The sequence below is a fragment of the Cryomorpha ignava genome, assembly GCF_010686655.1.
In the GTDB taxonomy this organism is placed as follows: domain Bacteria; phylum Bacteroidota; class Bacteroidia; order Flavobacteriales_D; family Cryomorphaceae; genus Cryomorpha; species Cryomorpha ignava.
The window spans coordinates 1-26,134 of the sequence record NZ_JAAGVY010000010.1 but is presented as its reverse complement, the minus strand read 5'-3'; the positions used below and the strand labels follow the sequence as shown (position 1 = coordinate 26,134).

The window sequence follows — 26,134 nt, the reverse complement described above, 5'->3', positions numbered from 1 at the left end:
CACTCCCTTCGGTCGTCGGCGAAAAGCCTCGTCGGATGCAGGAAAGGGAGTTCACATCGCGGTATAGTGAATATTAGAATTTAAATGGAGGATTTGAGTAGTAATTAATACGGTTGTCAATTACAAAATTGCCTATTGCCTATTGCCTATTGCCTATTGCCAATTTTCTTAGGAAACCGCATATCAATATGTTCAATCCCATCCCATAAATAAACATCACTTATCTGAGTAAAACCAAAACCGGAGTAGAATTTCTTCAGATAGAGCTGGGCAGCAATTTTGATGGTTTTCGCGTTTAGCTCTTCAATGCAAAATGTCATTGCCTGTTCCATAACGATTTTTCCAACTCCCGTTCCGCGCAGTGATTTGTCAATGGCGACTCTGCCAATACTCACCTCGCCGTAAATTACACCTGCCGGAGCTATGCGGGCAGTGGCTAAAGTTTTACCGGAGCTGTTTTTTCCCAAAACATGGATGCAGAGCGGGTCTTTTCCGTCTATTTCGGGATAGGCGCATTCCTGTTCCACAACAAAAACATCGACTCTCGTTTTTAGTAAATCGTGAAGCTCATTTGTCGAGAGCTCGCCAAATGTTTTTATTTCCCAAGTCATTTCCGGTTTTTGGATGTCGCTCATTTCTTTGTACTTTTCCGACAAAGATACAAGCACATGTGTGGCAGATACGTAGTTATTTCAAAAATTTCAGAAATAGAAGAGCGATTTGGAGTGCACGCTCTCGGGCCGTATAATCCCAATTTTAATATCGGCCCCGGTAGTTTTGCGCCGGTTATCACGGATAAAGACCCTGATAAATTACAGTATTTTATGTTTGGAATGACACCATTTTGGGCTAAGAAGAAGCTCTACTTTTTCAATGCACGTGCTGAAGGGGATCACAATAAGGAAAACGATCCGAAGTACCACGGAGCAATGGGTATCATTTCAAAACCCGCCTTTCGGAAATCTATTCGCAGCAAGCGTTGCCTGGTTATTGCTGATTCATTTATTGAGGGCACTACTACAAAAAAACTCGATGAGCCATACGTGGTGCACCTCTCAAAAGGACAACGACCATTTGCCTTTGCGGGTATTTGGGACGAATGGGTTGACGTGGAAACCGGCGAAGTGGTAAATTCATTTGCCATTATAACCACTACGCCAAACAAGCTTTTGCAAATGTTGCCGCACCACCGTTCGCCGGTTATTTTACCGAAAGGAAAAGAACGCGAATGGCTCGATCCCAACTTATCGCTTGGTGAAGTTACTGCCATGCTGCAGCCATACGAAGGAGGTGATATGAATGCCTATCCGATCTCTACTGATATCAAAAACCCCAGAAACAATGGTATTGATTTGCTTAAGCCCATCGGCCCGGCCGTAGCCTCTGAAACGAGTTTGAAGTTAGAACAGGAATTAATGCTGGAAGGAATGGGTTTTTCACGAGCCAGGTCAAGACCGCGTTAATCAAAAAAGAGAACCCTGATGCGCACCGGAATTTAAAGTCACTGGCACCCAAAATACAGGAGAGATATAAAGAATAAAAGCTTTTACCGGCTTCGCACTCATTTGCTGTAAAGCCGCGCCATACCTGGCAACCTGCTCCTCGTATTTCTCATCTTCTTCGCCCGTTTTAAAATCGATTAATACTGTGTTTTCTTCATTTTCGAGTACCATATCGGGACGCAATATTTCCGAATTGTAAAATAGCTCCCGTTCGGCCAAAACCTTTGACGACTCGAGTAATTTGACAAATCGCTTATCGCTGTACAAACTATCGGCCATTGCTAATAATTCGATGTGCTCCAATGGAGTAATTTCGCCTCCGGCCATCAATCTATCTAGCTTTGCCTTTGCCTGCTCTGCCGATTTTGACACAGAAACAATAGTGTGAAAACGGACACCTCGCAGGCGATCGGCTTTTTGAATTTGCGGAGCGGTGAGCACTTTTGTAAACCAGGGCTCATTATCGGGATTTATCCATTCTATTGCCCCGCCCTCAACTACATCAGTTTCTGGTTTTTCGCTTTCAGGCAATACGCCGATTTCTATGGTAGAGCCTGATTCACTGTGGTCTGTGGAGTTATATCCTGACATTGAAGCTAGTTTCGAATCGCGTATTTGCTCAAGCGCATTCATAATTGTTTCGCCTATTTTTGAATCGCCATTTGAGCCGAACGATATACACAAAGCTTCTTCGGCTCGGGTAAGCGCTACATAAATCAGATTGAGATTGTCGAATTTTGAAGCATCCTCGTCTTCTTCCCACTCTGCCGTAAGTCCCATATCTTTTAGGCGATTGTTTAGCGGAAGCGGAGCGAATGGAATCGTAGAAATGGGATTATCACGCAAGTCAAACCATTTTAATTCAGTGCTTACCGCACGAAACCTCCAGTCGATATCCGGAGCAAAAACCACTTTAAACTGCAATCCCTTTGCTTTGTGAATCGTCATAAGCTGTATGGCGTTGGAACCTTCGCTTCCGGGTACGCTCGGCTTTTCGTTCAAGGTATCCCACCAATCAAAAAATTCACGACAGGTACCATTGAGACCTACACGACTGACAATGACATTTAAAAGTGCATTCAGAAAACTATTTCTGGAATTAGGCAAATAGTCGGCAATTAATCTTTCGGTAAGCTCATAAATCCCCTCCGAATTTTTTAATCCGCTGAAAATTGGTTTGCGGTGCTTTTTTAAATAGGAGTTGAGGTCTATTCCATTTTTAAATAAAAAAAGATGGGGTTCGAAAGGCAAGTGAAAAATGGTTTGCATGCTTCGCATAATCGAAAGCTTTGCCGGAGTATTTTCGCGATCGTAAGCCAAACGCATGAAAGCCAGAATAAGCCTGACTTGGATGTTTTTGTCAATTTCAAAACTATTTGCCGTTGCCACTGGAATATCGGCATCCTGAAGTCTGTCTAAAATTAGCCGACCTTCCTTAGCGGTACTGCGCACGAGGATGGCCATATCGCTATACGCATAGCCCTGATTGGTAAAAAGCGCAATATTTTCAAGCAATTTATCCCAGTTCGCATCTTTTTCGGGCTTCTTTCCCAGATGATCAATGCGCACATAGCCATCAGTTAGTTTGGGATTAGCATTCTGCGAAACGCTCTCTTCTTTGTACTCTTTTTCGTACAGCGAATCAAGACGGGTGAGATTTTCGCCGAGTTGAGAAAACAGGGCATTATTAAAATTTACGATATTTATTCTGCTTCGGTAATTTGTGGCGAGCTCGTTAATTTCTGAAGTGCGTCTAAGCGTTTCGGCTGCTACAATTCTCAAGTCTTCGGGTGGCGAAAGCAATTCGGGCAATGCAATAAGCTGTTCGGCCTTTCCTCCACGCCAGCGGTAAATGCTTTGCTTAGCGTCGCCTACAACCATACTCGTTTGTCCTTTTGCGAGCGACTCTTCAATAAGTGGAAGGATATTAAACCATTGCAGCTCTGAAGTATCTTGGTATTCGTCAATCAGAATATGGTTAAACCGCATTCCGTAATGTTCGTAGAGATAGGCTACCGGTTCTTTGCGAAGGGCTTCAGAAATTAGTTTGTTGAATTTTGAAATGGGCAGAATATTTCGCTCTTCGCAGATTTCTTCAATACACAAACTCAATTCTTCGAGCACGGCTATCAAATCTATTTGCCACATCAAAGCATTACTCAAAGTGAAATCGCGGTGGTTTTCTTCAAACACTGCAATGCTTTCTTCAAGTTTTGAAATCAACTGACCCGAAAAGGAATCAATTTTTGACTTTAGATGCCCCGCTGCCGACTTGGCGACAAGCTCACCTTCCAAAGCTTTTTTGATGTATGAATTACAATGTGGAGTCTTATCTGGATAATCGGCCATTTTAAGAAAATAGCCGCCATATCCACTTGCTTTATGCGAGAAATCGTTTATTTCGATTTGTTTAGCGGCAAGAAATTCAAGAACTTCTTTTCCCTTTTTCTGAATGGAATTCTGTGCGGTTTTCCGCTTTGCCAGGAGGTCCTTGCGGATAGCAACAAAATCTAAATCTTCCTGATTTTTTAAAGTCGTTATCGCTTCCAAAGCAGATTCGCCAAGCACCAAACCGCGCATTTGTTCCAGGTCTCTGGCTATGTCAACCCGTTTTTCATCATTGAGCTTTAAGGCCATATAGCCCAAAAGATGAGTGGTAATATATGGATCGTCGCCAACGCGGTCAATGAGTCGCTGCACAGCTTCATGAAAAAGACTTTTTTCATCTAGCTCTACTTCAAAATCTGATTTTAAGCGAAGGTCTCTGCTAAATGAGCGAATAAGGCGGTGGTTAAATTGATCTATGGTGCCAATAGACAGATCGTTAAAGTCGTGAAGCAGAATTTTAAAGCTGCTTAGCGCACGCTGCGAGAGGGTTGCAAGATCTGTATTTAACTCTTTCAGAAGACCGTCAATAACGAAATCGCCTCCTTTATAATCAGCAGAAATAGTGCTAATTTTGTTCAGCTCCGAAATGAGTCTTTCTTTCATTTCGGCGGCAGCCTTATTGGTAAATGTAATGGCGAGAATTTTCTTAAACCGATTCGCATCAGTAGAAGCAAGGCTTAGCTTGAGGAAAATGTAAATCAGGGTAGTCGTTTTACCCGATCCGGCCGAAGATTTGTAAATGAGGAATTTTGACATAGCGCTTTAATGCCGATAAACTTACAATTATAATGAAAATGAAATGGGGAAATCTGGTCTAATATTGTACTTTAACAAAGATTTCAAAGAAACTGGATCACTATGAGAATCACAAACTTGCTGGCAGTAGTTTTTTCAGTGCTTTTTATTGGCGGCTGTACCAAAGATGATGAGACACCCGCGGAACGTCCTGCAGAATTATCCATTATGTTTTTACCCATGATTGGTAATCAGGAGATGCAAATCGCACAACCTTATGTAAATGTAGATGGTTATCCGCTTTTTTTCAAAGATCTAAACTTTTATCTTTCAAATATTCGCCTCATTGCCGAAGATTCTTCGATTGTGCCGCTAAGCGACATTGAAATTTTCAGCGTTCGAAATCACCGTACAAGCGCCACTTATACCATTCCTTACGGAAAATATGTGGGCATTGCTTTTGATCTTGGTGTACCCGCAGAACTTAACAGCCCTGAAAATCCTGATTTTTCTATCGGCGATTTTGATTCCAATCATCCGCTTAGTGAATCAAACGGCATGTTTTGGAGCTGGCAGGGAGGATACCGGTTTTTTTCGATAGAAGGTTTTTGCGATACCGTGCCAAATACGGCTGCCGCTCTTCCAATCTCTTTTGGACTTCATTCCGGTCTAGACACGCTTTACAGAGAAATTCCGCCTTTCAGCCGACAGTTTGATGTAGGGTCAAATGATGTGGCATTGATTTCGTTTAAGCTGAATCTCGACACCTTCTTTTTGAATGAAAATTCGCATATAGATTTAAAATACGAAACCCAGTTTCATGGCAATATGACCCAAATGCCCCTCGGAATTAAAGTGGCAGATAATAGCGCGGCATGTTTTGAAATAATTCAATAAGTCAATCAATATATTTGGAGATATCTATTAGAAATAGCGTTTTATTAATCTGGCCTTTGGTCCTTTTGGGTTTGCTGTTTAGCTGCAAGCCCGATGATGATGGAGAACCGGGTGAGCCCGCGCCCAAAAGTATTTTATGTGAAGTAATACCCGGCAGTGGAACTCCACACGAATTTCAAAAACCGTATTTCTTTCCCGAACCTTCTTTGCCGGCTTATAATCCGATGACCGAAGAAGGAATAGCTCTCGGACGCAAACTTTTTTGGGACGAGCAGCTTTCGCGAAATAATGCATTGAGCTGCGGCTCATGCCACGCTCCCGAGCACGCCTTTGCCGATAATGTGGCAGGAAGTGTTGGGCTCTATGGCGATTTTACACCCAGAAACAGCATGGCACTTATTAATCTCGCCTGGAACAATAATTTCTTTTGGGATGGCCGTGTAAATACGCTTGAAGAACAGATTGCCAGCCCTATTCACGATCCCATTGAAATGGATATGGATTGGCCAACGACCGTTTCGCGCGTGAAGCAAGATGCTGAATACCCCACAATGTTTGCCGCTGCTTTTGGAAACGATTGTGTGGATACATTACGCATTTCGTATGCCATAGCACAGTTTATGCGCACAATGGTTTCTGCTAATTCACAATTTGATAAGGCATATTATTATGGTGGACTTCCACTAAGCCCCTCAGAAATTCGCGGCCAGGAATTGTTTCTTGCAGAAGGGGGCGACCCCAATATATATATTGGTGGCCAAAATGGTGGCGATTGCTTCCATTGCCACGGGGGCGCTTTTGTACAATTTACTGATCACCAGTTTCACAACAACGGTCTCGACTCCGTTTTTACTGATCTCGGAAGGGAAGGAGTAACAGGTATAGCTTATGATCGGGGACTTTTTAAAACGCCTACGCTTCGAAATATCGCCCTCACCGCTCCCTACATGCACGATGGTCGTTTTGGTACCCTTCACGAAGTAGTAGAACACTATAATTCGGGTGGTCATTTATCCCAAACTTTAGATCCGCTGATGAAATTTCCGAATGTTGGTTTGGGCCTTTCAGAGCAAGATGTTGATGACTTGGTAAGTTTTCTCGAAACCTTGACTGATACTAGTTTTGTGAATAATACAAACTTTGGCAAGCCGTAAGATTAGAATCGTATTTACGCCAGTAATTTTGTTCAATTCAGGTGTCGCATTGCTATATTTTATAGGTATACAGCATATTAAGAATTAAAGATTCTGTAATTATGGTTAAAACGATTTTGAGATCTAATTAAAAAAGGCTAATTTCAAAGCGCTCAGTTTTATACAGAATGCTCACTTTAATGGAAACAGAGTTTTCATTATAAACCATTTAAATCATGAAAAATTTTCTACTCCTTCTCACTTTCATTTCTTCAAGTTTATTTGCACAGGAGGCAACTTGGTTTGAGACCGGAACATCCTGGAAATATCAATACCAAACTTTTGGTTTTTTAGATGAAATTGAAACTGTTGGAGCCGAATATGTCATTACGGAGCAAACAACCCTTAATAGTCAGCCTTGTGCTAGGATGGAAGCCGTTGGAGACAATCCTAATCCTTTAGGCTGCAATGCCAATCCTGCCCCATATTATTTTTACGAAACAAACGATTCAATTTTCTTTGCCAGCGATTACGACCAGACTTTTCGGTTAGCTTTTGATTTTGGAGCAGAGCCGGGAGACTCCTGGGAATTCACTTATCCTGTAGAAGTGTATGGTGATTATACTACTTACCTTGTTACCGTAGATTCAATCTCGACCGTTCAGCAAGATGGCCAGGATTTAAAGGTCATGTTTCTAGATTATAATCTTATCTCGGGTGAGCCTTCTAGCTCAATGGAGTTAGAGCAATACACTGTTATCGAAAAAATGGGTGCAACTCAAATATTCTTTGTGCCATTTGGGTACTGGCATGTATGCGAAGGTGTTATTGGAACATTCCTTCTGTGTTTTACAGATGCAACCACCTCGTATGTTGGTGACGGTTTTACTTCTTGCACGGTAGGGTTGAATAATCCTCAAGTCTCTGACTTTTTTCAGATTGCGCCTAATCCATCGCAGGGCTCTTTTGCAGTTTATAACTCAAAAAACTTTACAGCAGAAATAAACTTGTATTCAATAAGCGGCAGTTTGGTTTATTCAGGTCAAATGCAAAATGAAATGCATACCGTAAATACTGATATCCTTTCTCCCGGACTATATGTATTAAATATTCGAACTGAGGCAGGTGTGATTCACAAAAAAATCGTATTGGAATAAAACCTTTAGAATCAAACATTTTCCAATAATTCGGCTTGAATTTTTCTCACTAAAACCTTTGAATTTAACTAACACTGGTTTCAAAGATATTGGTTAATTTTTTTCTTTTCGCGGAAGCGTAACCTAAAAACTAATAAAAACTATTGAAGTTTTTCGACCATAGTGTGCCTTAACGGGTACCCTAACCTTTCCCATCATCTGCCGTATACTGCCCTATGATGAGGAAAATGACTAAAATTGGGATAGGGCTCTTCATAGCCGCATTTTGTATGCACTCCAATTCATTTGCGCAGTGCGAATTGTTTGATTTCTACGGGAATCCGTCCAGCAACCCTGTTTGGTACAGCTGTAATGGTAACGATTTTACACTGAGCATTCAATCGCCAAACTCAATAGGAGCATATACCATAGACTGGGGTGATGGATCGCCAATTCAAAACGGTCCCGGGTTAGTTCCACCAAATGCTGTGTACCACATTTATGGCGCTACTGTTGATATTTACACTGTTACATTTACAGAGACAGCAACAGGCTGTACTATAACCGGAACCGTAATAATGGAAGAAGCTACAAATGCTTCTATCCAAATTCCTGTTGGCGGGCTTACACAAGCCTGTGCTCCGCAAGTAATGGAATTTATTAATTCCAGTACAAATACCTCTACCACCACAACTTTTATTTGGAATTTTGGAGATGGATCGCCAAACGAAACCTATGATTATACCAATCTGGGTCAAACCATTTCGCATACCTACCAACAAGGAACGGTAGATTGTGAAACTGTGGTAACTCTTACGGCAGAGAATAACTGTAATACTGTACAGGGTGGGCCGAGTAATGCGACATTTAACCCCATTCGGATATGGGATATTGACGACGCGGGAATTACCGCTTCTGAAACCATTCTTTGTTTTCCGGATAATGAGGTAACTTATACGAATACTACAGAGCGTAATTGCCTTTTTCAGGGAAATATCTATCAACGTTATGAATACTGGAATTTTGGTGATTACTGGGGCCTTGGATACGACTCAATTATAGACTGGAGAGCCTGGCCACCTACCTTCCCGCATACGCTTGAGTATCCGGGTATTGGTTCTTATACCACAACTTTGCTCGATAGCAATCTTTGTGGAATTGATGTGGCTACAATTACAATTCAAATTGTTCCACCACCCACTGCCGGAGCTTCGGCCAATGCAGCCTCAATTTGTGAAGGTGAAACAATAACCTTTACCAATAGCTCATCTTCTTCGGCTACAGATTTTGAATGGAATTTTGGTGATGGTACTCCTCCGGTTTATTCCGGAAGCAACACTGTAGATCATGTTTTTTCAAATTTTGGAAATTACACCGTGCGACTCATAGCGGCCGTGGGGGGCTTATCGGGCGGTTGTGCCGATACTGCCTATGTGCCCATTACCGTTTTGCCTGCACCCGAAGCTATTATTTCAGTAGATAACACCGCTGCCTGCGATACACTCGTAGCTACTTTTACTGATAGTTCTACTGGTGTTATTTCTTCATATGCTTGGGATTTTGGAAATGGAAATACCAGTTCAGCTCAAAATCCGCCGGTGCAGAATTATAATTCTCCCGGAAATTATAACGTTACACTTACCGTAGAGGCTCCAAACCTCTGTAAAAATACGGATACACAAATTGTTAGGGTTTACGAAAGTCCCGTTGCCGATTTTATGGTCGATGATGTATGTATTGGTTCAATAGGTAGTTTTCTCGACTTATCAACCCATGCCGGAGGCGACCCCATTACAACGTGGTTTTGGGATTTTGGTGATGGAGCCACTAGCGTTGATACCAATGCTACCCATGCCTATACCGTGCCTGGGCCATATGTAGTATCTCTTACAGTAGAAACTGCTACTTGTACCGATACAAAAACATTGAATATCAATGTGCAGAATGCGCCCACGGCTTCATTTTCACCCGATATTGCAGCAGGTTGTGCACCCCTTGAAGTTGACTTTACTAATTCCAGCGTAGGAGGTAATACTTTTACATGGATTTTTGGTGATGGTAGCGGTTCTGCAAGTGTAAGCCCAAACCATACTTTTAATAATTATGGAAATGTTGACTCTGTTTACACTGTAAAATTAATTGCCCGAAATGCATTTGGGTGTACTGATACCGTGCAGTCTAATATTACGGTTCATCCAAATGCCGTTTCACAATTTCAAACTTTCTATACGCCAGCTTGTAATGCCGATTCTGCCATATTCCTGAATAATTCGCTTAATGCATCAAGCTTTGAATGGAATTTTGGAGATGGTTCGCCAACAACAAATGTGATTAATCCAAAGCATTTATTTACAAACTCAAACAATACCCTTGTTAATTATACGGTAACGCTTATTGCAAATACACCCTTTGGGTGTGCTGACACGAGCACGACAACAATTTCGGTATACCCACAGCCAAACTTTGACTTTACACTCGATGTTGATTCGGGGTGTGCGCCATTCTCAGTACAATTTCCAGTGGTGAGTGGGGCAGTGGCATACTATTGGACTTTTGGTGATGGAACGATTTCTATTGCGCCAAATCCATCGCATACTTATGCAAATAACACTTTGATTGACAGAACTTACACGGTTCAATTGGTAGCTACTTCTGCCTTTGGTTGTAATGATACCACTACTGCCGATATTGTGGTTCACCCCAATCCGATTACACAGTTTTCGGTAGATCGCACCGCCGGTTGTAGCCCGCTTACAGTTTCTATTGAAAATCAAACCATTCTCGGCGATTCGCTGGTGTGGACTTATGGCGATGGAGCTACTTCAGATACCATGGCAGTAATCCATGGCCACGAATTTGTAAACAATACAAATCAAACGGTAACATATACCATAGGCCTTAACGCCTTTACGGCAAATGGATGTAGCAGATCGTTTACACGAAATGTAGAAGTATATCCAAGTGTTGTCGCGTCGTACACACATCCCCTTGAAGGCTGTTCTCCGCTTTCATTTACGTTCGAAAACAATAGTCTTAACGGAAATATTTATCAATGGGATCTTGGAAATGGAGTAGTAAGCCTTGCAGACGAACCCATTGGCGGATATCAAAACAATACTATTTTTCCAGATACATTCGATATTCGCCTTATCGCAACTTCTATTTATGGATGTGAAGATACCGCGCGAAGTCAGATTGTAGTTTATCCCAAGCCAAATGCCAGCATTGTTCCCGATCGAACTACTGGTTGTAGTCCGCTGCAGGTTGTGTTCCAAAACAACAGCTCTACGGCTGACTCTTATGCGTGGAATTATGGCGATGGATCTATTTCAGATACGGCAGCTGTGATACATTCACACACTTTTTTATCAACTTCCACTGCGCCTCAGTTTTTTGATGTAAGTATGGTAGCTTCTACAGATTTTGGATGCACCGATACGGCAGCCTATGAAATTACGGTTTATCCTGATGTTATTGCCGCCTTTACAGGAAATCCGCTTGAAGGATGTTCTCCACTCGCTACCAATTTTGTAAATCAATCGTTCGGTGCTTCCACCTTCTTTTGGAATTTTGGTGATGGCAGCGAGGCGTATAGCCCAAATCCGGCTCACAACTTCGTAAATCTAAGCGATACAATTAATGATTACACGGTTACCATGGTTGCTCAAAGCGGTTTTGGTTGTACCGATACCGCAAGTATTGCTGTAAAAGTTCACCCCAATCCCGACATTAGTTTTGCTGTTGCAGGTATAGAAGGGTGTTTCCCGGCAGAGTTTACTTTTGGAAATTACTCCAGAGGAGCAAGCACATTTAACTGGGTGTATGGCGATGGTACCAATTCAAATAATGGCGACTCGCTGCATACGCATACCTATGTGAATAGTGGTACGGAACTCGCTACTTATTCTGTAACCTTAAACGGTACAAGTGATTATGGATGTACCGCAGCCGCAACTGTAGATGTAGACGTAATACCAGAAATAATCGCAGATGTAGTGCAGCCTCAGGGTGGGTGCTCGCCATATACCGCCGAATTTGTAAATAATTCTGTAGGTGCCTTTACCTATTATTGGGAATTTGGTGATAATACTTATTCACAGGATGCTGAACCAACGCATTTTTATACCAATGCAAATGCCGAAGATTCTGTTTATACCGTAAGGTTTATCGCTTCATCGCTATGGGGTTGCGGCGATACACTGGTGTTTGATATTCCGGTAGTAGGGCAACCACAGGCAGCTTTCGTTGCCGCTCCATCTGTACAAACATTCCCGGCAGCAACAGTAAATGTTGCCAATTTGAGCGCTGCCAACAGTACCGCTGAATTTGAGTGGGTTTGGGGCGATGGTATCATTGAACTATCTGACGATCCGGCAACACCAAACGCTCATACTTACGAAACATGGGGAGAATATACCATTAACCTAATCGTTGGAAATCAAGTATGTAATGATACTGCTAAGCAGGATATACGTATTGAGCCACCATTACCTATTGCTGATTTTGAAGGCGAGGGTATCGGATGTATGCCGCTGGTGGTTTCATTTACAAATACCTCTACTTATGGCGTTACTTATCTCTGGGATTTTGGAGATGGAACCAATAGCAATCAAGTGAATCCAACTCATACCTATTACCAGTCTGGGACATACAACGTTATGCTCACGGTAACCGGTCCTGGCGGCGATATTGATATAAAAATTAAAACAAGTGTGGCAATCGTTCACCCGAGGGCAGAGGCTTACTTTACTGTAAATCCTCCGGTAATAACTATTCCCGATCAGGTGTTTTTCTTGAACGTTTCTACAGATGCCACCATTTTTACCTGGAATTTTGGAGATGGAGGAACTTCAGATCAGTTTTCACCGTACCATTTTTATGAAACAACGGGTTGGCACGGGGTTACGCTTATCGCGAATAATGAATTTAATTGTCCCGATACGTTTGTAGTAGATCAGGCTGTACGCGGAAATGTTGACACAAGGATTGCTTTTCCAAATGCCTTTACTCCAAATCCGAATGGCCCCAATGGTGGCTATTGGACTGTTGACGATATGTTTAATAACGATATTTTCTTCCCTATGTACAAAGGTGTGGAAGAGTTTGAAATGCAAATTTTTAACCGCTGGGGTGAGCTTCTTTTCGAATCGAAAGATGTGCGCCAGGGATGGGATGGATATTATCGCGGTATGATATGTCAGCAAGATGTATATGTGTGGCGGGTTAAAGTAACCTTCCAGGATGGCGGAGATCTCACAGAAATGGGAGACGTAACACTTATAAGATAATGATTATGAATAGAATTTTTATTTTTCCAGCATTCTTATTCTTATGCTTTTCCACGGGTATGCAGGGTCAGAAACTAAGCCGGTATCAGAAAAATCTGATGTACGAAGCCGAAATCTATTTTCTGCAAGGCGATTATTATTATGCTTCTGAACTTTACAGCGAGTTGCATACTTCTGCGCCTGATGACGCAGAAATAACCGGAAAACTCGGAATATGCTACTTCCATTTGCCTACCCTTAAAGGTCAGGCAGAAAAGTACCTTGAAAAGGCGGTTGATGATGGGAACACCGAGGCTTTGTATTATCTCGCCAAAAAGCGCATTTCTGACTATATGTTTTTTGATGCTCTTGATTTGATGGACACTTATCAGGAGCGATCAAACAGATTGCGTTCTGAAACAGAAATAATTCATGTAATAGCAACCGCTCAACTATCTATTAAAATGGTGCAGAAGCCACTGTCGGTAACAATAAAAAATCTGGGCGAAAACGTAAACTCTCCAATGCACGATTACGCTCCCGTATGGGATGCACAGGGCAATAAGCTCTATTTCACATCGCGCCGCAGGTATGATGCGGGGAGTGAAAAAGATTTTTCTAAACAGTACGATGAAAACATTTATATCGTTGATTTAAATGCAGACAAAATGACTGCACGGGGAGCCGGTAATCTGCTAAATACGCGCACAAACGATGCGGCAGTCGCCTGTTCGCCAGATGGAAAATCACTTATTTTTTACAGAACCAGTAGAGATGGTTTCTCTGGCGACCTCTATATTTCTCAAAAGGAAGGCTACAGCTGGAGTGAAGCCGAAAAACTCAATCAGGAAATAAACTCAAAATATCAGGAGGCCAGCGCCTGCTTTGGAAATCGGGAAGGAACATTGATTTACTTCTCCAGCGACAGACCCGGAGGATATGGAGCTAAAGATATTTACCAGGTCACAAAACTACCTGACGGAAGCTGGAGCGAAGCACAAAATCTTGGTGATAAAATAAATACACCTTTTGATGATGATGGTCCCTATATTTCTATAGATGGCTCCTTATACTTTGCGTCGCAAGGTCATGCAAATATGGGTGGATTTGATATTTTTTGTGCCGCAAAAAATGGCGATGGCTTTGACAGACCCATCAACCTGGGTTACCCTATAAATACGCCCGGCGACGATGTGTTTTTCACAATTGATCCCACTGGAAAAATGGCTTATTTTTCTTCTGAAAGAATAGGAGGGTCTGGCTTGCAGGATATTTACCAGATTGTGTTTGATGATGCTAACAACATTATATACAAAGGTGAAATTACATCTATTGGCGATCAGATTCCCAAAAATGCAACAGTAACCCTGTTTAATAAGGAGAGCGGAAGTATGGAGGGGCTTTACCAGACCGATCCACTTGCTGGTACATTTGTTTTGGCTTTGAATACGAATAAGGAATATACAATGCTAGTAGAAGCCGAAGGCTATCAGCCTGTAGAGAAAGCTGTGTTTTTTGATGAAGACCAAAATGGCACGGTAGAGGTGGAGGAAAAAATATTTTTATCTAAATAAACTGAATGACGAAATTTCTACAAATATCACTACTTCTTGCCGTAGGTTTTGTTTTTACAATAAATCATGCAAAGGGCCAGGATCAGCAATACACACAGTTCTATGCGAACCCGATGTATCTGAGCCCCGCTTTTGCCGGTACGAGTATTCAGAGTAGAATTGCGATGAGTTATAGGAATCAATGGCCTGCCATTCCAAAGGCTTTTGTTTCTTACAACGTTGCTTTCGATCATTTTGTGTCGGAAGTAAACAGCGGGGTGGCATTAACTGTGCAGCACGACAAAGCCGGTACCGGTGGTATGAGCTATACTTCGGCCGCGCTGCATTACGCTTATGAAATTAATATAACCAGAAAAATAAGTCTCCGACCGGCGCTTAGTTTTGGGTTTGGATCTAATTTTCTGGATATTGATAAACTCACTTTTAGTGATCAGCTTGCCCGTGAAGATGATGGTGTAACAACCCTCGACCCGGATAGATCACGATTTGTTCAAGAGCCTGTAAACTATCCCGATTTTGGGGCCGGATTACTCATTTTTTCAGAAGCTTTTTGGTTTGGTGCGGCTATTAATCATATTAATGAACCTGTTCAATCTCTAACAGGAAGCGATACTCAACTACCAAAAAAGATAGGTGTGCATGGGGGTGTGCGGTTTAAGCTCTCTGATGTAAGCGCATTTAGAAGCAGACAGTATCTTGTGCCCGCCTTTAACTATCAAATGCAGGGAATGTTTGATCAGCTCGATTTGGGATTTTATTATGAGTACGATCCGGTGGTGATAGGGTTGTGGTATCGCGGAATTCCACTGCTCAAAAACAATGATTATAACTATTTAAATCACGATGCGATTGCCGTGTTAGTGGGATACGAAATAAATAACATTAAAATAGGGTATAGTTACGATCTCACTGTTTCAAAATTTAGCCCCAACAGTGGAGGAGCGCACGAACTTTCACTGACTATGGAATTTGCGAGCAAGCGGAATAAAAAACGTAATAAAAGAAGAGTTATGCCATGTGCAAAATTTTAAATTAACACACTGTTAACAAAAAATAAATGAGCTTAGTATAAAAATCATCAATCCAATCGAGAGTTTTTTTACCTTGGCAAAGCCAAAACTTTGTAGATGAAAGTGGACTCAAGTGCCTTGGGAATATTCGAAAAATATGCTGAGGTAACGTACGAAAAGGTGAAAAAATCAGATTCCGAAGATGTGATAGTTCACTTCGTGGGAGACCTTAATGTGGGCTATACCAACGCTATTTCATCTAAATTGGAGCAACTTGTAGAGAGCAAAGTGTCTGATAAACAGGCAAGAAAGCGCTTTTACACCGCGTATATTGAAGCCATCCAAAATATTCAATTGCACGGAAGCAGGGATCAAGACAGTCGAGTATCCGGTGCAGTAACAGTTTCTGTAAATGGTAAAAAAATCTGCGCCACATTTCTAAACATTATTGAGAAAAGGTTCGGCGAAAAATTGATAAATCGCTATGAATTGATCAATGAGAAAGACAGAACTGAGTTGAAAACGATGTATCTCGATCAAATGATGAATGGAGAAATGTCGAAAAAGGGTGGTGCCGGGCTTGGAATCATCACCATTGTTCTGAGATCTCAAAATCCGTGTGAAGTTGAGCTTATTCCACTTTCAGAGCATAATGAGATTTTCAAAAACACCATTTGCGTGGATTATAGTTCGTGATAAAATGATTTTTATTTTCGATTGGGGTCATGAAACACGAAAAGTGATTGGTCCACTTTCACAAGATGACCTCTATATAAAAGCACCTTCAGGATTTGTAGATCTTGTGTATATCAAATCCTGGTTTCGGGTATTCTTCATTCCAACAATTCCCACAGCTACACGTTATTTTTTAATTGTAGCTGAAAATAATCAAAGAAGGGAAATCAGCAAAGCCGATTTTGAGAAATTAAAACCACTCGCTGAGTTGAATGTCCTGGTGGTAAACGATGACATCTCGGAAGAGGAGTATAGTGAACGCCGTTCAAAAATCAATCACTATTAAATGTGTACGCTAACGTATGTCCCGCTAAAAAACGAAAAGATAATTACAGCTAATCGCGATGAAAGTCCTTCGAGAAATGCAAGCCTTTTAAGTCCTTATTTCTCAGCCGGAGGGCAAGCTTTTTATATCGCCGAAGAGCCACTGCGCGGAGGAACCAATATAGCCCTTGGTCAAAATGGACGCCACTCGGTATTGCTAAACGGTGCTTTTGAGCCTCACAATATGCACCAAACCTATGGGATGAGCCGAGGTATAGTCTTGTTGAAGAGCCTTGATTGTAAAAATGCATTCGAATTTGCTGATCAATTTCAATTTAAAAAGGAGAATATTCAGCCTTTTACCCTGATAGATTTTTCTGATTCCATTCGTGAATTGCGCTGGGATGGTGAGACCATTTTTAAGAAAGAGTTTTCTTTAGATGAACCTCATATTTGGGCATCAGCCCAACTGTACAGCCCAGAGGTACTGGAAAACAGGCTGAAGTGGTTTCGTAATTTACTTGATAAAGAAAATATTACTGCCAAAGAAATTCTCGATTTTCATTTTCAAGGGGGCAATGGCGATCCCGAAAATGATTTGGTAATGAACAGAGGTAAAGTTTGCACGGTGTCAATTACTCAGGTTTCTGAAAAAGAAGATCAAAAAGCAATTGTGCATTTTGATCTTGTAAGGGATGGGCAAACGAAGTATATCTTTGACTAAGAGACAAAAAGCTGCTTAGGCTACCAGAATATCTACTCCCATTCTCATCGCATCGAGTCCACGCTTTTCCAAGGCATCTTCTACGTAATCAAAGCTGGAAAGAATATCAGGTTTGCCATTAACCACGGCTATATCATGCTCAAAATGGGCACTATACTTTCTATCGGCTGTTACAATAGTCCAGTCGTCATCAAGCATTAAAATATCTTTGGTTCCAAGGTTAATCATCGGCTCAATAGCGAGAACCATTCCATTTACAATTTTTTTACCTCTTCCACGCTTTCCGTAGTTTGGTACCTGCGGATCTTCGTGCATATCAGTTCCCAAGCCGTGGCCTACCAGTTCGCGCACTACACCAAAACCGTGTTTCTCGGCGTGGTGTTGTATGGCGTAGCCTATATCGCCAATTCTGTTTCCCACAATTGTTTGGGCAATTGCCAGGTAGAGACTTTCTTTAGTGACTTTTAATAGGTTTTTCGCCTCTTCGCTTACATCGCCAATTGCAAAACTATAAGCATGGTCGCCATAAAAACCGTTTTTTACAGCACCGCAGTCAATTGACACAATATCACCTTCTTTAAAAGAAATCTTCCCCGGAATTCCGTGTACAACCGCCTCGTTTACGGAGATGCACAACGAGTTTGGGAAGCCGCCAAAACCGAGAAATCCGGGTTCGGCTCCCTGGTCTTTTATGTATTCGTAAGCTATTTTGTCTAACTCGAGTGGTGTAACACCGGGGGCTATTTTTTCGGCCATCAGCCCAAGTGTTCTTGATACAATCAACGCGCTTTGACGCATTATTTCTATCTCTTCTTCTGTTTTGATTTTAACCATGGCAATTTACTTAATAAGGTTCTATTCGATTTGTGATTCCGGTGTGCTTCTTCGTTTTTAAACTGATGATCAAAGTCGCCATCGTTAGGGTGAAGCATCTGGTATATTTCGCCCCAACCCAAAAAACCACCTACATTTCTATCGTCGATAAAAATATCAGCATTTATTTTTCTGCTTATGCCTTCCTCCACTTCTTCTTCGGGATAACTCCTGTTTACTGCGTAAAATGTTATTCCGTTCTGTTTACAATATTCTACAGCTTCCTGCAAATATTTGCCTTCCCGATAGGTCCAAAGAATTAATTTATGTCCTTTTTTTTGAAGTGCCTTTAGAGTTTCAAAAGCAAAAAGCATTTCATCACCAATTTCCGGATACGTGTGCTCCACTATGGTACCGTCAAAATCTACGGCTATTGTAAGAGCATCTTCACGAATCATTCTTTAATTTTTTGCAAAAGTATGAATTATCGCTTTCTTTAGGAGCAGATATCCTATAAATCCTGTGAAAAACCGGAATTATCAATTTTTAATAACTGTAAATTCAACCCTTCTGTTCATAGCCCGCCCAGCATCTGTGGCATTTGATGTAACTGGCATAGTGCTGCCATAACCCTTGTACGAAAGTCGAGAAGCGTCTACTTTTTCATCTTTCAGATAGTCCACAACACTTTTTGCCCTGGCTTCGCTCAGTTTCTCATTGTATGAATCTGAGCCAACATTATCGGTATGGCCACTTATTTGAATGGTCAGGTATGGATAATCTGTAAGGATGTCCATAAGCTTTTTGAGCTCGGGTTTTGATTCGGGTAATATGGTTGCTTTATCAAATTCAAAAAAGATATTTTTGAGCGTCACCGTGTTTCCAACTTGGTAATCAATGCTATCAAGTGTAATTTCTTTGGTTGAAATAATTTCTGTTTTCTCCAAAATCCGTTTTGGTCGCGGGGCAATGCTTTCTTTTGGTTTTGGCGTAAGGCCTTCATCCGGTTTTGCTCTTCGCACTTTTACATCGTCTATGTAATAGTAGCCTCCGCCTTCCCCTTCCGGGAAATGATTGGTGCTGGTAACGTCGTCATTGTAAAAATTACCAATCAGCAAATAACGTTTCTCGGCATCGACTGTAAAGACACCTGAAACCTTTTTCCAGATATTCCACCTCGATTTTACAATCTCATCGGTATTTATCTCTGGAGTAAAAAACAAGGGCATTCTATCTCTGGTTACCACAGCGGTATCGCTAAAGTACATCCCGATATTATTGGTTGCTTTATCTGATTTCACAGCCCGTGCGGTGTAAAATTCAGCGTAGTATTTCTCACCGGGTATAAGAGCCGAGTCGAGCTCTACGATGAGGTATTCGTGCCAAAAGGTTTCAGTACCGCCTTTTCCATACGTTTTTATTCCCGCCATATTATCGCCTGTTCGGGGACCTTGCTTGCCATCACTGTGCTTCGTAGGATTTGCCCAGCAGGTAGGCTTAAGTCTTAGGCTAAAAATATCGGGCGTAGTCTCCGTTGGCGAATCCCAGTTGTGAATGTCTTCCATGTATTTTCGGCCATTTTGATTCCATCGGCAATATTCTCTCACGGTTTTTTCAAAGCCGGGGTTTGGTACGTAGTTGTAGTATCCGTCGGGCTCTAATAATCCATCTAATATTTGACATTTCGCCGAAAGGCTAAACCCAAGAAAAAGAAGGACGAGGTATATGCTGGAGGTATATTTCATAAGTTTTCCACAAATAGTTAATTCTCTGTTCGTGCAAAGCTACCGCAATGCCTTATAAAGTGGGCGGTTGATTAAAAAAGCTTTCATCAGTTAGATGTGGATAATGACAGTGACACCCACCGCAGCAAGGGAACTTATGCTCCTATATTTGCTCATAGCTCAGACTGTCGAATCTCTATGTGCCATAAAGCTTTAAAATCGTTTGTTTATCTAATTGGATTTCTTCTGTTTTCTCCTGTTCTCAAGGCGCAAATAGAAGATCCTTTAACCTGCTTTAATGCACAAGAGATCGTGTTTCCATTAGAAAACAATGATTTTAGCCGGAGCCAAATTCTGCTGAATAAACAAAAAGTCAATGCGTTGTACTATTTGTACAATGACAAATATTCATTTTGGTATAAATTTATTGCTCAAGAAGATATTAAAATTGAGTTTTCGGTGTCGGCCAGTAATGCGAATGATAGATATAGAGCGGTAGCGTTTAAATATGGCAAGGCTGATTTTTGCGACCGGCTGATTAACGATAATATGCAACCTATGCGCCTTGATCGTTCGCCAATTTTTAATACTGACGGCTCAATACTATATAGAAACACTATAGAAGCTGCGGCTGGAGATACATTTTATATTTCGGTTTTAAGCTTGAATAGAGAAGATTGTGGACACTATTTGTACATGGAGGCAGAGGGTAAATCACTTTCGGTAAATGCTATTCACAAGCCGTGTTATGATTTTATTTATTTAGATGTACCAGATTTTAATGCCGCGAAGAAGGTAGCAGACGATGTGCAAATTGACCTGGATTTTGGTGAGGATGCTGCTGAACTGCCCGTCGATGAACTTAAAGCAGATTCCGGCTTTACCGCTTTGAGTACTATAGAAGTGCAGAGTAAGGCTGAAGGATTTGTAACAGTAGGAGACAGGCTGGTGCTCAATCAAGTTTATTTTTACAACAATACTTATGCCCTTAAACCCGGAGCCGATAACGAGTTAAATCAATTAGTAGCATTTTTAAAGGGAAATCCAACGATTGAGGTGGAAATTCAGGGCCATACGGCAAATAATAATGCTGAGATTACACCCGATCCCAATTTCAAAGGGCAGGGCAAGGAGTGGAATTTTAAAGGGTCGGCTTTTGAGCTTAGTGAAGAGCGAGCCAATGCCGTAAGAACGTATTTAATCGACAACGGAATAAATAAAAAACGCCTGAAAGCAGTGGGATATGGCGATACCCAAAAGCGTATTCCTGAAGCAACCACATTTGAAGAGTTTGAGAAAAATATGCGCGTTGAAGCATTGATAATTAAAGAATGAAACCAATTTTTAGCTTAGTTTTAATCGGATTGTTTTTAGCGTCATGCGTTTCCCATAAAGAGGTTACCTACTTCAATGATTTAAACAATACTATAGCAGGATCATTGAATATGCCAGACGCACCTGTATTGAACCTGCAACCAAACGACGTGGTAGAAATCGCCATCTCCAGCATTAGCAAAGATGCCAATGAATACTTTCAAAAGGGTGGCTCAGATATAGATCATAAATATGCGGGCAACACGTATCAAATTGCCCGCGATGGAACAATAGATCTTCCGCTGGTGGGTAAAGTTGAAATTGGAGGAATGACTAATCAGGACGCTGAAGCTCTGATTAAAGAAGCCTTACTAACCTATCTGCAAAAGCCATCGGTAAATATCAGATTGGTAAGTTTTGAAATCACCGTTCTCGGAGAAGTGAAAATGCCTGGAGTGTACGCCATTGCCGATGGGCAAGTAACCGTGCTCGAAGCATTGGGTTATGCCGGCGATCTCACTATTTTTGGAAAGAGAAATAATATTCTGATCATCCGAAATTCGGATGCAGGGAAAGAGTATTTCAGAATAGATTTAAACAGCGCTGATGTACTGAATAGTGAAAAATTTTATCTCCGCAATAACGATGTGGTTTATATAGAACCTTCAAAAGGACTAACATCTCGCGACGATAACGCATACAGAATTTTGCCACTGGTATTAAGTACCCTTACTTTTGCAGTTGTAATAATAGGTTTGAGCCAATAATCAATGGAAGAAAAAAACCTGAATACTCCAACCCGCGAGCAGTCAGATTTTAGCCTGAAGAGTTTTCTAATCAGATACCTCCGTTATTGGTATTTGTTTGCGATATCTATTGTTCTTGGTTTCTTTATTGCCAAATACTACAATTGGTACAAAACGCCCATTTACGCCATTACCGCAAAGCTCTTGGTAAAAGATGACACCGGCGGCAAGGATAGACTGCTGAAGCAAATGGATGTTGAAGCAGCCGATAAGAATATTGAAAACGAAATCGAAATTTTCAGATCACATAATCTGCTTGCTAAAGCGCTTGATCAGCTCGATTTTGATGTGTCTTATTTCCTGATTGGAAATGTAAAAGTTTCGGAGGTATATACTGATTGCCCGTTTAAAATAACCATTGATAAACTGGAGTTTAGCGCATATTCTCAGCCGTTTTTTGTCGATATCGTCGATAGTACAAACTTTGTTTTCCATTACGAAAAAGCTTCTGAAACCGAACAAATTAATGGTGTATTTGGCGAAAGATTTAATATGGGAATGGGAAATATAACACTTGAAAAAAGGGATAATTTCCCGCTAAACCAAATTGCCCATCCCAGTTTTGAAAAGCGGCAGTACCGAATCTCATTTAATACAATAGGTTTCAATCAAAACAAATATTTATCGCGATTGTCAGTGGCATTGGCCCGACCACAAAGCAGTATTCTTCAAATTTATCTGGAGGATGAAGTGCCTCAGAAAGGACTTGATTTTGTGAATGCATTGATAGATGTATATCTGAAAAATGATGTAGATGTAAAAAACAATGCAGCCTCAAACACATCAGATTTTCTCAATGCCCAGCTCGCATCAATTACAGACGATTTAGAGCGCATAGAAACTAACCGTGAGCGGTACAAAGTCTCAAAAGGGATTATTGATCTGGAGTCTGAATCGCAAATGGTGCTTGAGCGACTTAGAGACATAGACGCGCAAAAGGCCATTAACGATGCGCGGCTGAGCATGATAGGTCAGTTGAAGCGGTATGTTTTGGAAAATCAAGACTTGCGCGACCTGGCACCGGCAGCACTCGATATCAATGACGCCTTACTCATAAAATTAATCAATAAGCTTTCAGAGCTTCAAAGCCAGCGCGAGATCATTATCAACCAGAGTACTGCAAACGATCCAACCCTTGTGCCTATCAATGCCGAAATTGAATTAACGCGATCTTCTCTCCTCGAAAATATTAAGAATATTGAGAAAAGCCTGGAGAATACCGCCGGTGAGCTAAAAGGGAAACTGCGTGACAATAAAAATCGTGTAGAGCAAATTCCTACCACTCAACGCGAATTGCTTGAAATTGAGCGGAAGTTCAGAATTCAGGAAAATCTTTACATTTTTCTTCTTCAAAAACATGCAGAGCTTTCGATTTCACTTGCTGCCACCGAGAGTGATACCCGCTTGATAGACACGGCACGCGTATTGCCAGGGCCCATTTCGCCTGTCCATCAGCGCGCATTTTCTATTGCGCTTTTACTGGCAATCATCATTCCGGTTTTGCTCATTATTGTAGTTGAGAAATTGAGTGATAAAATTAAAAGTATAGCACAAATCCGCAAGCTTACTAGCGTTCCTATCTTGGGTGTTGTGCGCTACAATAAACATTCTTCACAGCTAGTATCGGTTGAAAAGCCGCGTTCTTCTATTGCCGAAGAATACCGGAGCATTCGAACCAACCTACAGTTTTTTAATAAGGGCGAATCGGCAACCGTTACCATGGTAACCTCATCTATTGGTACAGAGGGAAAAACGTTTACCGCCATGAATCTGGCCGCCGTAATGGCCGCATCCGGAGAGCGCGTAGTGCTTGTGGGGCTCGATATGCGTAAACCGCGAATAGTAGAACAATTTGAAATTGCAAATGATATAGGATCGAGTAATTATTTGAGCAGAAATGCAGCTGTCGATGACATTATTCATCCATCGGGCTATCTTGAAACGCTTTTTGTTATTCCATCCGGGCCTAATCCGCCAAACCCTTCAGAATTAATTATGTCTGAAAGAATGTCTGAGCTTATTGAGGAGTTAAAAACCCGATTTGATAAAATAGTTATCGATACACCTCCCATAGGCTTGGTTAGTGATGGATTGATTTTGGCAAAACATGCTGACAGTACTCTGTATGTGGTTCGCGATGGTGTAACGCACAAAGATCACCTCCACCATATCAATGGTTTATATGAATCTGGTCAATTAAAGAATGTGGCTATTGTTTTCAATGCAGTTCGTCAAAGTCGCACGGGGTATGGCAGTCGTACCGGTTACGGTTATGGCTACGGCTATGTATATGGATCAGACTACGGCACCTACTTTGATGATGAAGAAAAGAGAGGGGGAAGATTCAAAAAGTGGTTTAAGCGATTCGATAAATGATTGACAGGCTTGTTGCAAAATTTGTAAACAAATCTGATGCCCGTGGTCAGAAAGCATTTCGACACATTATTTACTCTGCCGGACTCAAGGTCATAAACGCAGCTATTAGTTTTCTCATAATTCCGCTTTATCTCGCCTATCTCACTGAGGTATCGTTTGGTATTTGGCTTACTGTGAGCGCCGTGCTCAATTGGTTTAATTTCTTTGATTTGGGTATGGGCAACGGCTTGCGAAATAGATTTGCTGAAGCCAAAGCAGCTAACGATACCATTCTTGCAAAATCTTTTGTAAGCACTACTTACGCATTGCTTATTCTGATTTCGGTCGCCCTGCTTGGATTGTTTTTGATTGCCAATATCTTCTTTGACTGGTCTGTAATTTTTGCCGCACCCGATTTTTTAAAAGCCGATGTAAATAAAATGGTTGTGGTGCTTGCAATTCTTTTCTGTCCGCAATTTTTTCTTCAGCTCATAAAAATGGTGGCTACGGCAGATCAGCGCCCTGCTATAGCCAACATGATGAATACGGTCGTGAATATTCTCCACCTGGTAGCCCTTTATATTTTATCGCAGCAGGGCTCCCCGTCGTTATTTACGTTGGCGCTGGCCATTGGGGGTATTAATCTGTTGGTGCCATTACTGGCAAATATTATTTTTTTTAGTGGAGAGTATCGCGATGTGGCACCAAGTTTGAAATCCGTAAATTTCGAGTATTCACGAAGTCTTATGGGGTTGGGTTTTGTGTTTTTCATAATGCAAGGGGCGGCTCTGGTAGTCTTTATGACTGATAATTTAATCATTACCAGAGTACTGGGGCCCGAAGAAGTCCCTGCCTACAATATTGCATTCCGTTATTTTAATCTTATAGTTGTCTTTTTTGGATTGGTTACCACCCCTTTTTGGTCGGCATTTACAGAGGCCTACGTAAAGAATGATATGCCATGGATTAATAAAGTTATGCGCAAGCTCTACACGCTTTGGTTTGGAGTTGCCGTTTTAGGCGTTATTATGTTTTTTGTTTCTCCCTACGTTTACAATCTCTGGATAGGCGATGAAATAGAAATTCCTATGCTTTTAAATTTGGTAATGATGATATGGGTTCTTGCAACTACAGGCCTTAGCATTTTCGGGATTTTTTTGAGTGGCGTGGGCAAATTACGTCTATCGCTGTACCATTCTATTGTGGTAATGATCATCAATATCCCATTGTCTATCTGGCTTGCGGGTTATTCAGAATTGGGGAGCGCAGGGGTAATGCTGGCAAGCCTGTTTGGCGTTCTATTGCGTCTATTTTTTCAGCCACGTCAAACCTTTAAGCTCATTAAAGGTACAGCTAAAGGCATTTGGAACAGGTAGTTTTCTTTTCCAGTTAGAGTAAGGGGTGATCTTTAACCGCTCCATACGACTCCTTCTGGTCTAAAGACCCGAAGTTTTTACATCAATCCCTGATCAAGTCCTTGAATCAGCCAACGGCAAGACCACAGGCATGAGTGCGCAAAGTGGAGTTAGTTTGTTTTTAATCGAGCAACTCTTCAGCCGCTCCGTCGACCATTGGGAGTGCGTATGTATTATTCTTTGGGATTCAGACCGTCTTTAAATTACTTGCTTCACTGGATTTCGACTGCGCTCAATGACCACGTGAGACAGCTACGCTTAGTTGAGGTGGAATGTAAAATTCTTTCCTCTAAATTTCAGTATCCAACGATGTCTTCACTCGATATAGCTCGCTATATCTTT

The 26,134-nt window shown here is 41.5% G+C and carries 19 protein-coding genes; 14 read left to right on the top strand and 5 right to left on the bottom strand.

From position 1 onward, the window contains the following. Nucleotides 1-146 precede the first annotated feature (146 nt). Entirely contained in the window at nt 147-635 is a 489-nt protein-coding gene (locus G3O08_RS07350; RefSeq protein WP_239541051.1) for a GNAT family N-acetyltransferase, read from the bottom strand. Nucleotides 636-668: 33 nt separating this feature from the next. Here G3O08_RS07350 and G3O08_RS07345 point away from each other — a divergent pair, with 33 nt between their 5' ends. Continuing rightward, nucleotides 669-1,463 (top strand): SOS response-associated peptidase, encoded by a 795-nt coding sequence (locus G3O08_RS07345; RefSeq protein ID WP_163284422.1) that lies wholly within the window; start codon nt 669-671, stop codon nt 1,461-1,463. Here G3O08_RS07345 and G3O08_RS07340 read toward each other — a convergent pair whose 3' ends face one another. Beyond that, nucleotides 1,464-4,646, bottom strand: coding sequence for a UvrD-helicase domain-containing protein (locus tag G3O08_RS07340; RefSeq protein ID WP_163284420.1), 3,183 nt, complete (start codon nt 4,644-4,646; stop codon nt 1,464-1,466). 102 nt (nt 4,647-4,748) lie between these two features. Between G3O08_RS07340 and G3O08_RS07335 the strand changes: the two genes are divergently transcribed. From G3O08_RS07335 to G3O08_RS07295, 9 genes are all read left to right on the top strand, one after another. Continuing rightward, nucleotides 4,749-5,522 carry an MbnP family protein gene (locus G3O08_RS07335; RefSeq protein ID WP_163284418.1) on the top strand — a complete coding sequence of 258 codons (774 nt, stop codon included), beginning with the start codon at nt 4,749-4,751 and terminating at the stop codon, nt 5,520-5,522. Nucleotides 5,523-5,536: 14 nt separating this feature from the next. Beyond that, nucleotides 5,537-6,676, top strand: a complete 1,140-nt coding sequence (locus tag G3O08_RS07330) for a cytochrome-c peroxidase (RefSeq protein ID WP_163284416.1) — start codon at nt 5,537-5,539, stop codon at nt 6,674-6,676. Between the two features lie 215 nt (nt 6,677-6,891). Continuing rightward, nucleotides 6,892-7,812 carry a T9SS type A sorting domain-containing protein gene (locus G3O08_RS07325; RefSeq protein WP_163284414.1) on the top strand — a complete coding sequence of 307 codons (921 nt, stop codon included), beginning with the start codon at nt 6,892-6,894 and terminating at the stop codon, nt 7,810-7,812. Between the two features lie 227 nt (nt 7,813-8,039). Beyond that, complete coding sequence (locus G3O08_RS21680) at nt 8,040-13,079, top strand: PKD domain-containing protein (RefSeq protein ID WP_163284412.1); 5,040 nt, start codon at nt 8,040-8,042, stop codon at nt 13,077-13,079. Nucleotides 13,080-13,084: 5 nt separating this feature from the next. Continuing rightward, the gene (locus G3O08_RS07315) at nt 13,085-14,632 is read left to right on the top strand and encodes a PD40 domain-containing protein (protein ID WP_163284410.1); all 1,548 of its coding nucleotides are present in this window, start codon (nt 13,085-13,087) and stop codon (nt 14,630-14,632) included. A 5-nt stretch (nt 14,633-14,637) separates the two neighbouring features. Beyond that, a complete protein-coding gene (locus G3O08_RS07310; protein ID WP_163284408.1) occupies nt 14,638-15,663 on the top strand; it encodes a PorP/SprF family type IX secretion system membrane protein in 1,026 nt (341 codons plus the stop codon). A 96-nt stretch (nt 15,664-15,759) separates the two neighbouring features. Next, nucleotides 15,760-16,338 carry a SiaB family protein kinase gene (locus G3O08_RS07305; RefSeq protein ID WP_163284406.1) on the top strand — a complete coding sequence of 193 codons (579 nt, stop codon included), beginning with the start codon at nt 15,760-15,762 and terminating at the stop codon, nt 16,336-16,338. Nucleotides 16,339-16,342: 4 nt separating this feature from the next. Then, nucleotides 16,343-16,663, top strand: a complete 321-nt coding sequence (locus tag G3O08_RS07300; RefSeq protein WP_163284404.1) for a hypothetical protein — start codon at nt 16,343-16,345, stop codon at nt 16,661-16,663. Further along, the gene (locus G3O08_RS07295) at nt 16,664-17,365 is read left to right on the top strand and encodes an NRDE family protein (RefSeq protein WP_163284402.1); all 702 of its coding nucleotides are present in this window, start codon (nt 16,664-16,666) and stop codon (nt 17,363-17,365) included. Nucleotides 17,366-17,380: 15 nt separating this feature from the next. Here G3O08_RS07295 and map read toward each other — a convergent pair whose 3' ends face one another. The 3 genes from map to G3O08_RS07280 all read right to left on the bottom strand — a co-directional run bounded on the left by map (nt 17,381) and on the right by G3O08_RS07280 (nt 19,923). Next, nucleotides 17,381-18,199, bottom strand: a complete 819-nt coding sequence (gene map / locus G3O08_RS07290; RefSeq protein ID WP_163284400.1) for a type I methionyl aminopeptidase — start codon at nt 18,197-18,199, stop codon at nt 17,381-17,383. Beyond that, the gene (locus G3O08_RS07285; RefSeq protein WP_163284398.1) at nt 18,169-18,636 is read right to left on the bottom strand and encodes a BT0820 family HAD-type phosphatase; all 468 of its coding nucleotides are present in this window, start codon (nt 18,634-18,636) and stop codon (nt 18,169-18,171) included. Before G3O08_RS07285 ends, map begins: the two co-directional genes overlap by 31 nt. 81 nt (nt 18,637-18,717) lie before the next feature. Beyond that, nucleotides 18,718-19,923, bottom strand: a complete 1,206-nt coding sequence (locus tag G3O08_RS07280; RefSeq protein ID WP_163284395.1) for an OmpA family protein — start codon at nt 19,921-19,923, stop codon at nt 18,718-18,720. A 177-nt stretch (nt 19,924-20,100) separates the two neighbouring features. Between G3O08_RS07280 and G3O08_RS07275 the strand changes: the two genes are divergently transcribed. Genes G3O08_RS07275 through G3O08_RS07260 form a run of 4 tightly spaced genes read left to right on the top strand, consistent with a single transcriptional unit; the run spans nt 20,101 to nt 25,753 of the window. Next, nucleotides 20,101-21,237 carry an OmpA family protein gene (locus tag G3O08_RS07275; RefSeq protein WP_163284393.1) on the top strand — a complete coding sequence of 379 codons (1,137 nt, stop codon included), beginning with the start codon at nt 20,101-20,103 and terminating at the stop codon, nt 21,235-21,237. After that, a complete protein-coding gene (locus G3O08_RS07270; RefSeq protein ID WP_163284391.1) occupies nt 21,234-21,983 on the top strand; it encodes a polysaccharide biosynthesis/export family protein in 750 nt (249 codons plus the stop codon). The genes G3O08_RS07275 and G3O08_RS07270 overlap by 4 nt, the downstream gene beginning before the upstream one ends. Before the next feature lie 3 nt (nt 21,984-21,986). Continuing rightward, a complete protein-coding gene (locus tag G3O08_RS07265; RefSeq protein ID WP_163284389.1) occupies nt 21,987-24,398 on the top strand; it encodes a GumC family protein in 2,412 nt (803 codons plus the stop codon). Beyond that, complete coding sequence (locus G3O08_RS07260) at nt 24,395-25,753, top strand: lipopolysaccharide biosynthesis protein (RefSeq protein WP_163284387.1); 1,359 nt, start codon at nt 24,395-24,397, stop codon at nt 25,751-25,753. The genes G3O08_RS07265 and G3O08_RS07260 overlap by 4 nt, the downstream gene beginning before the upstream one ends. Nucleotides 25,754-26,134 lie beyond the last annotated feature (381 nt).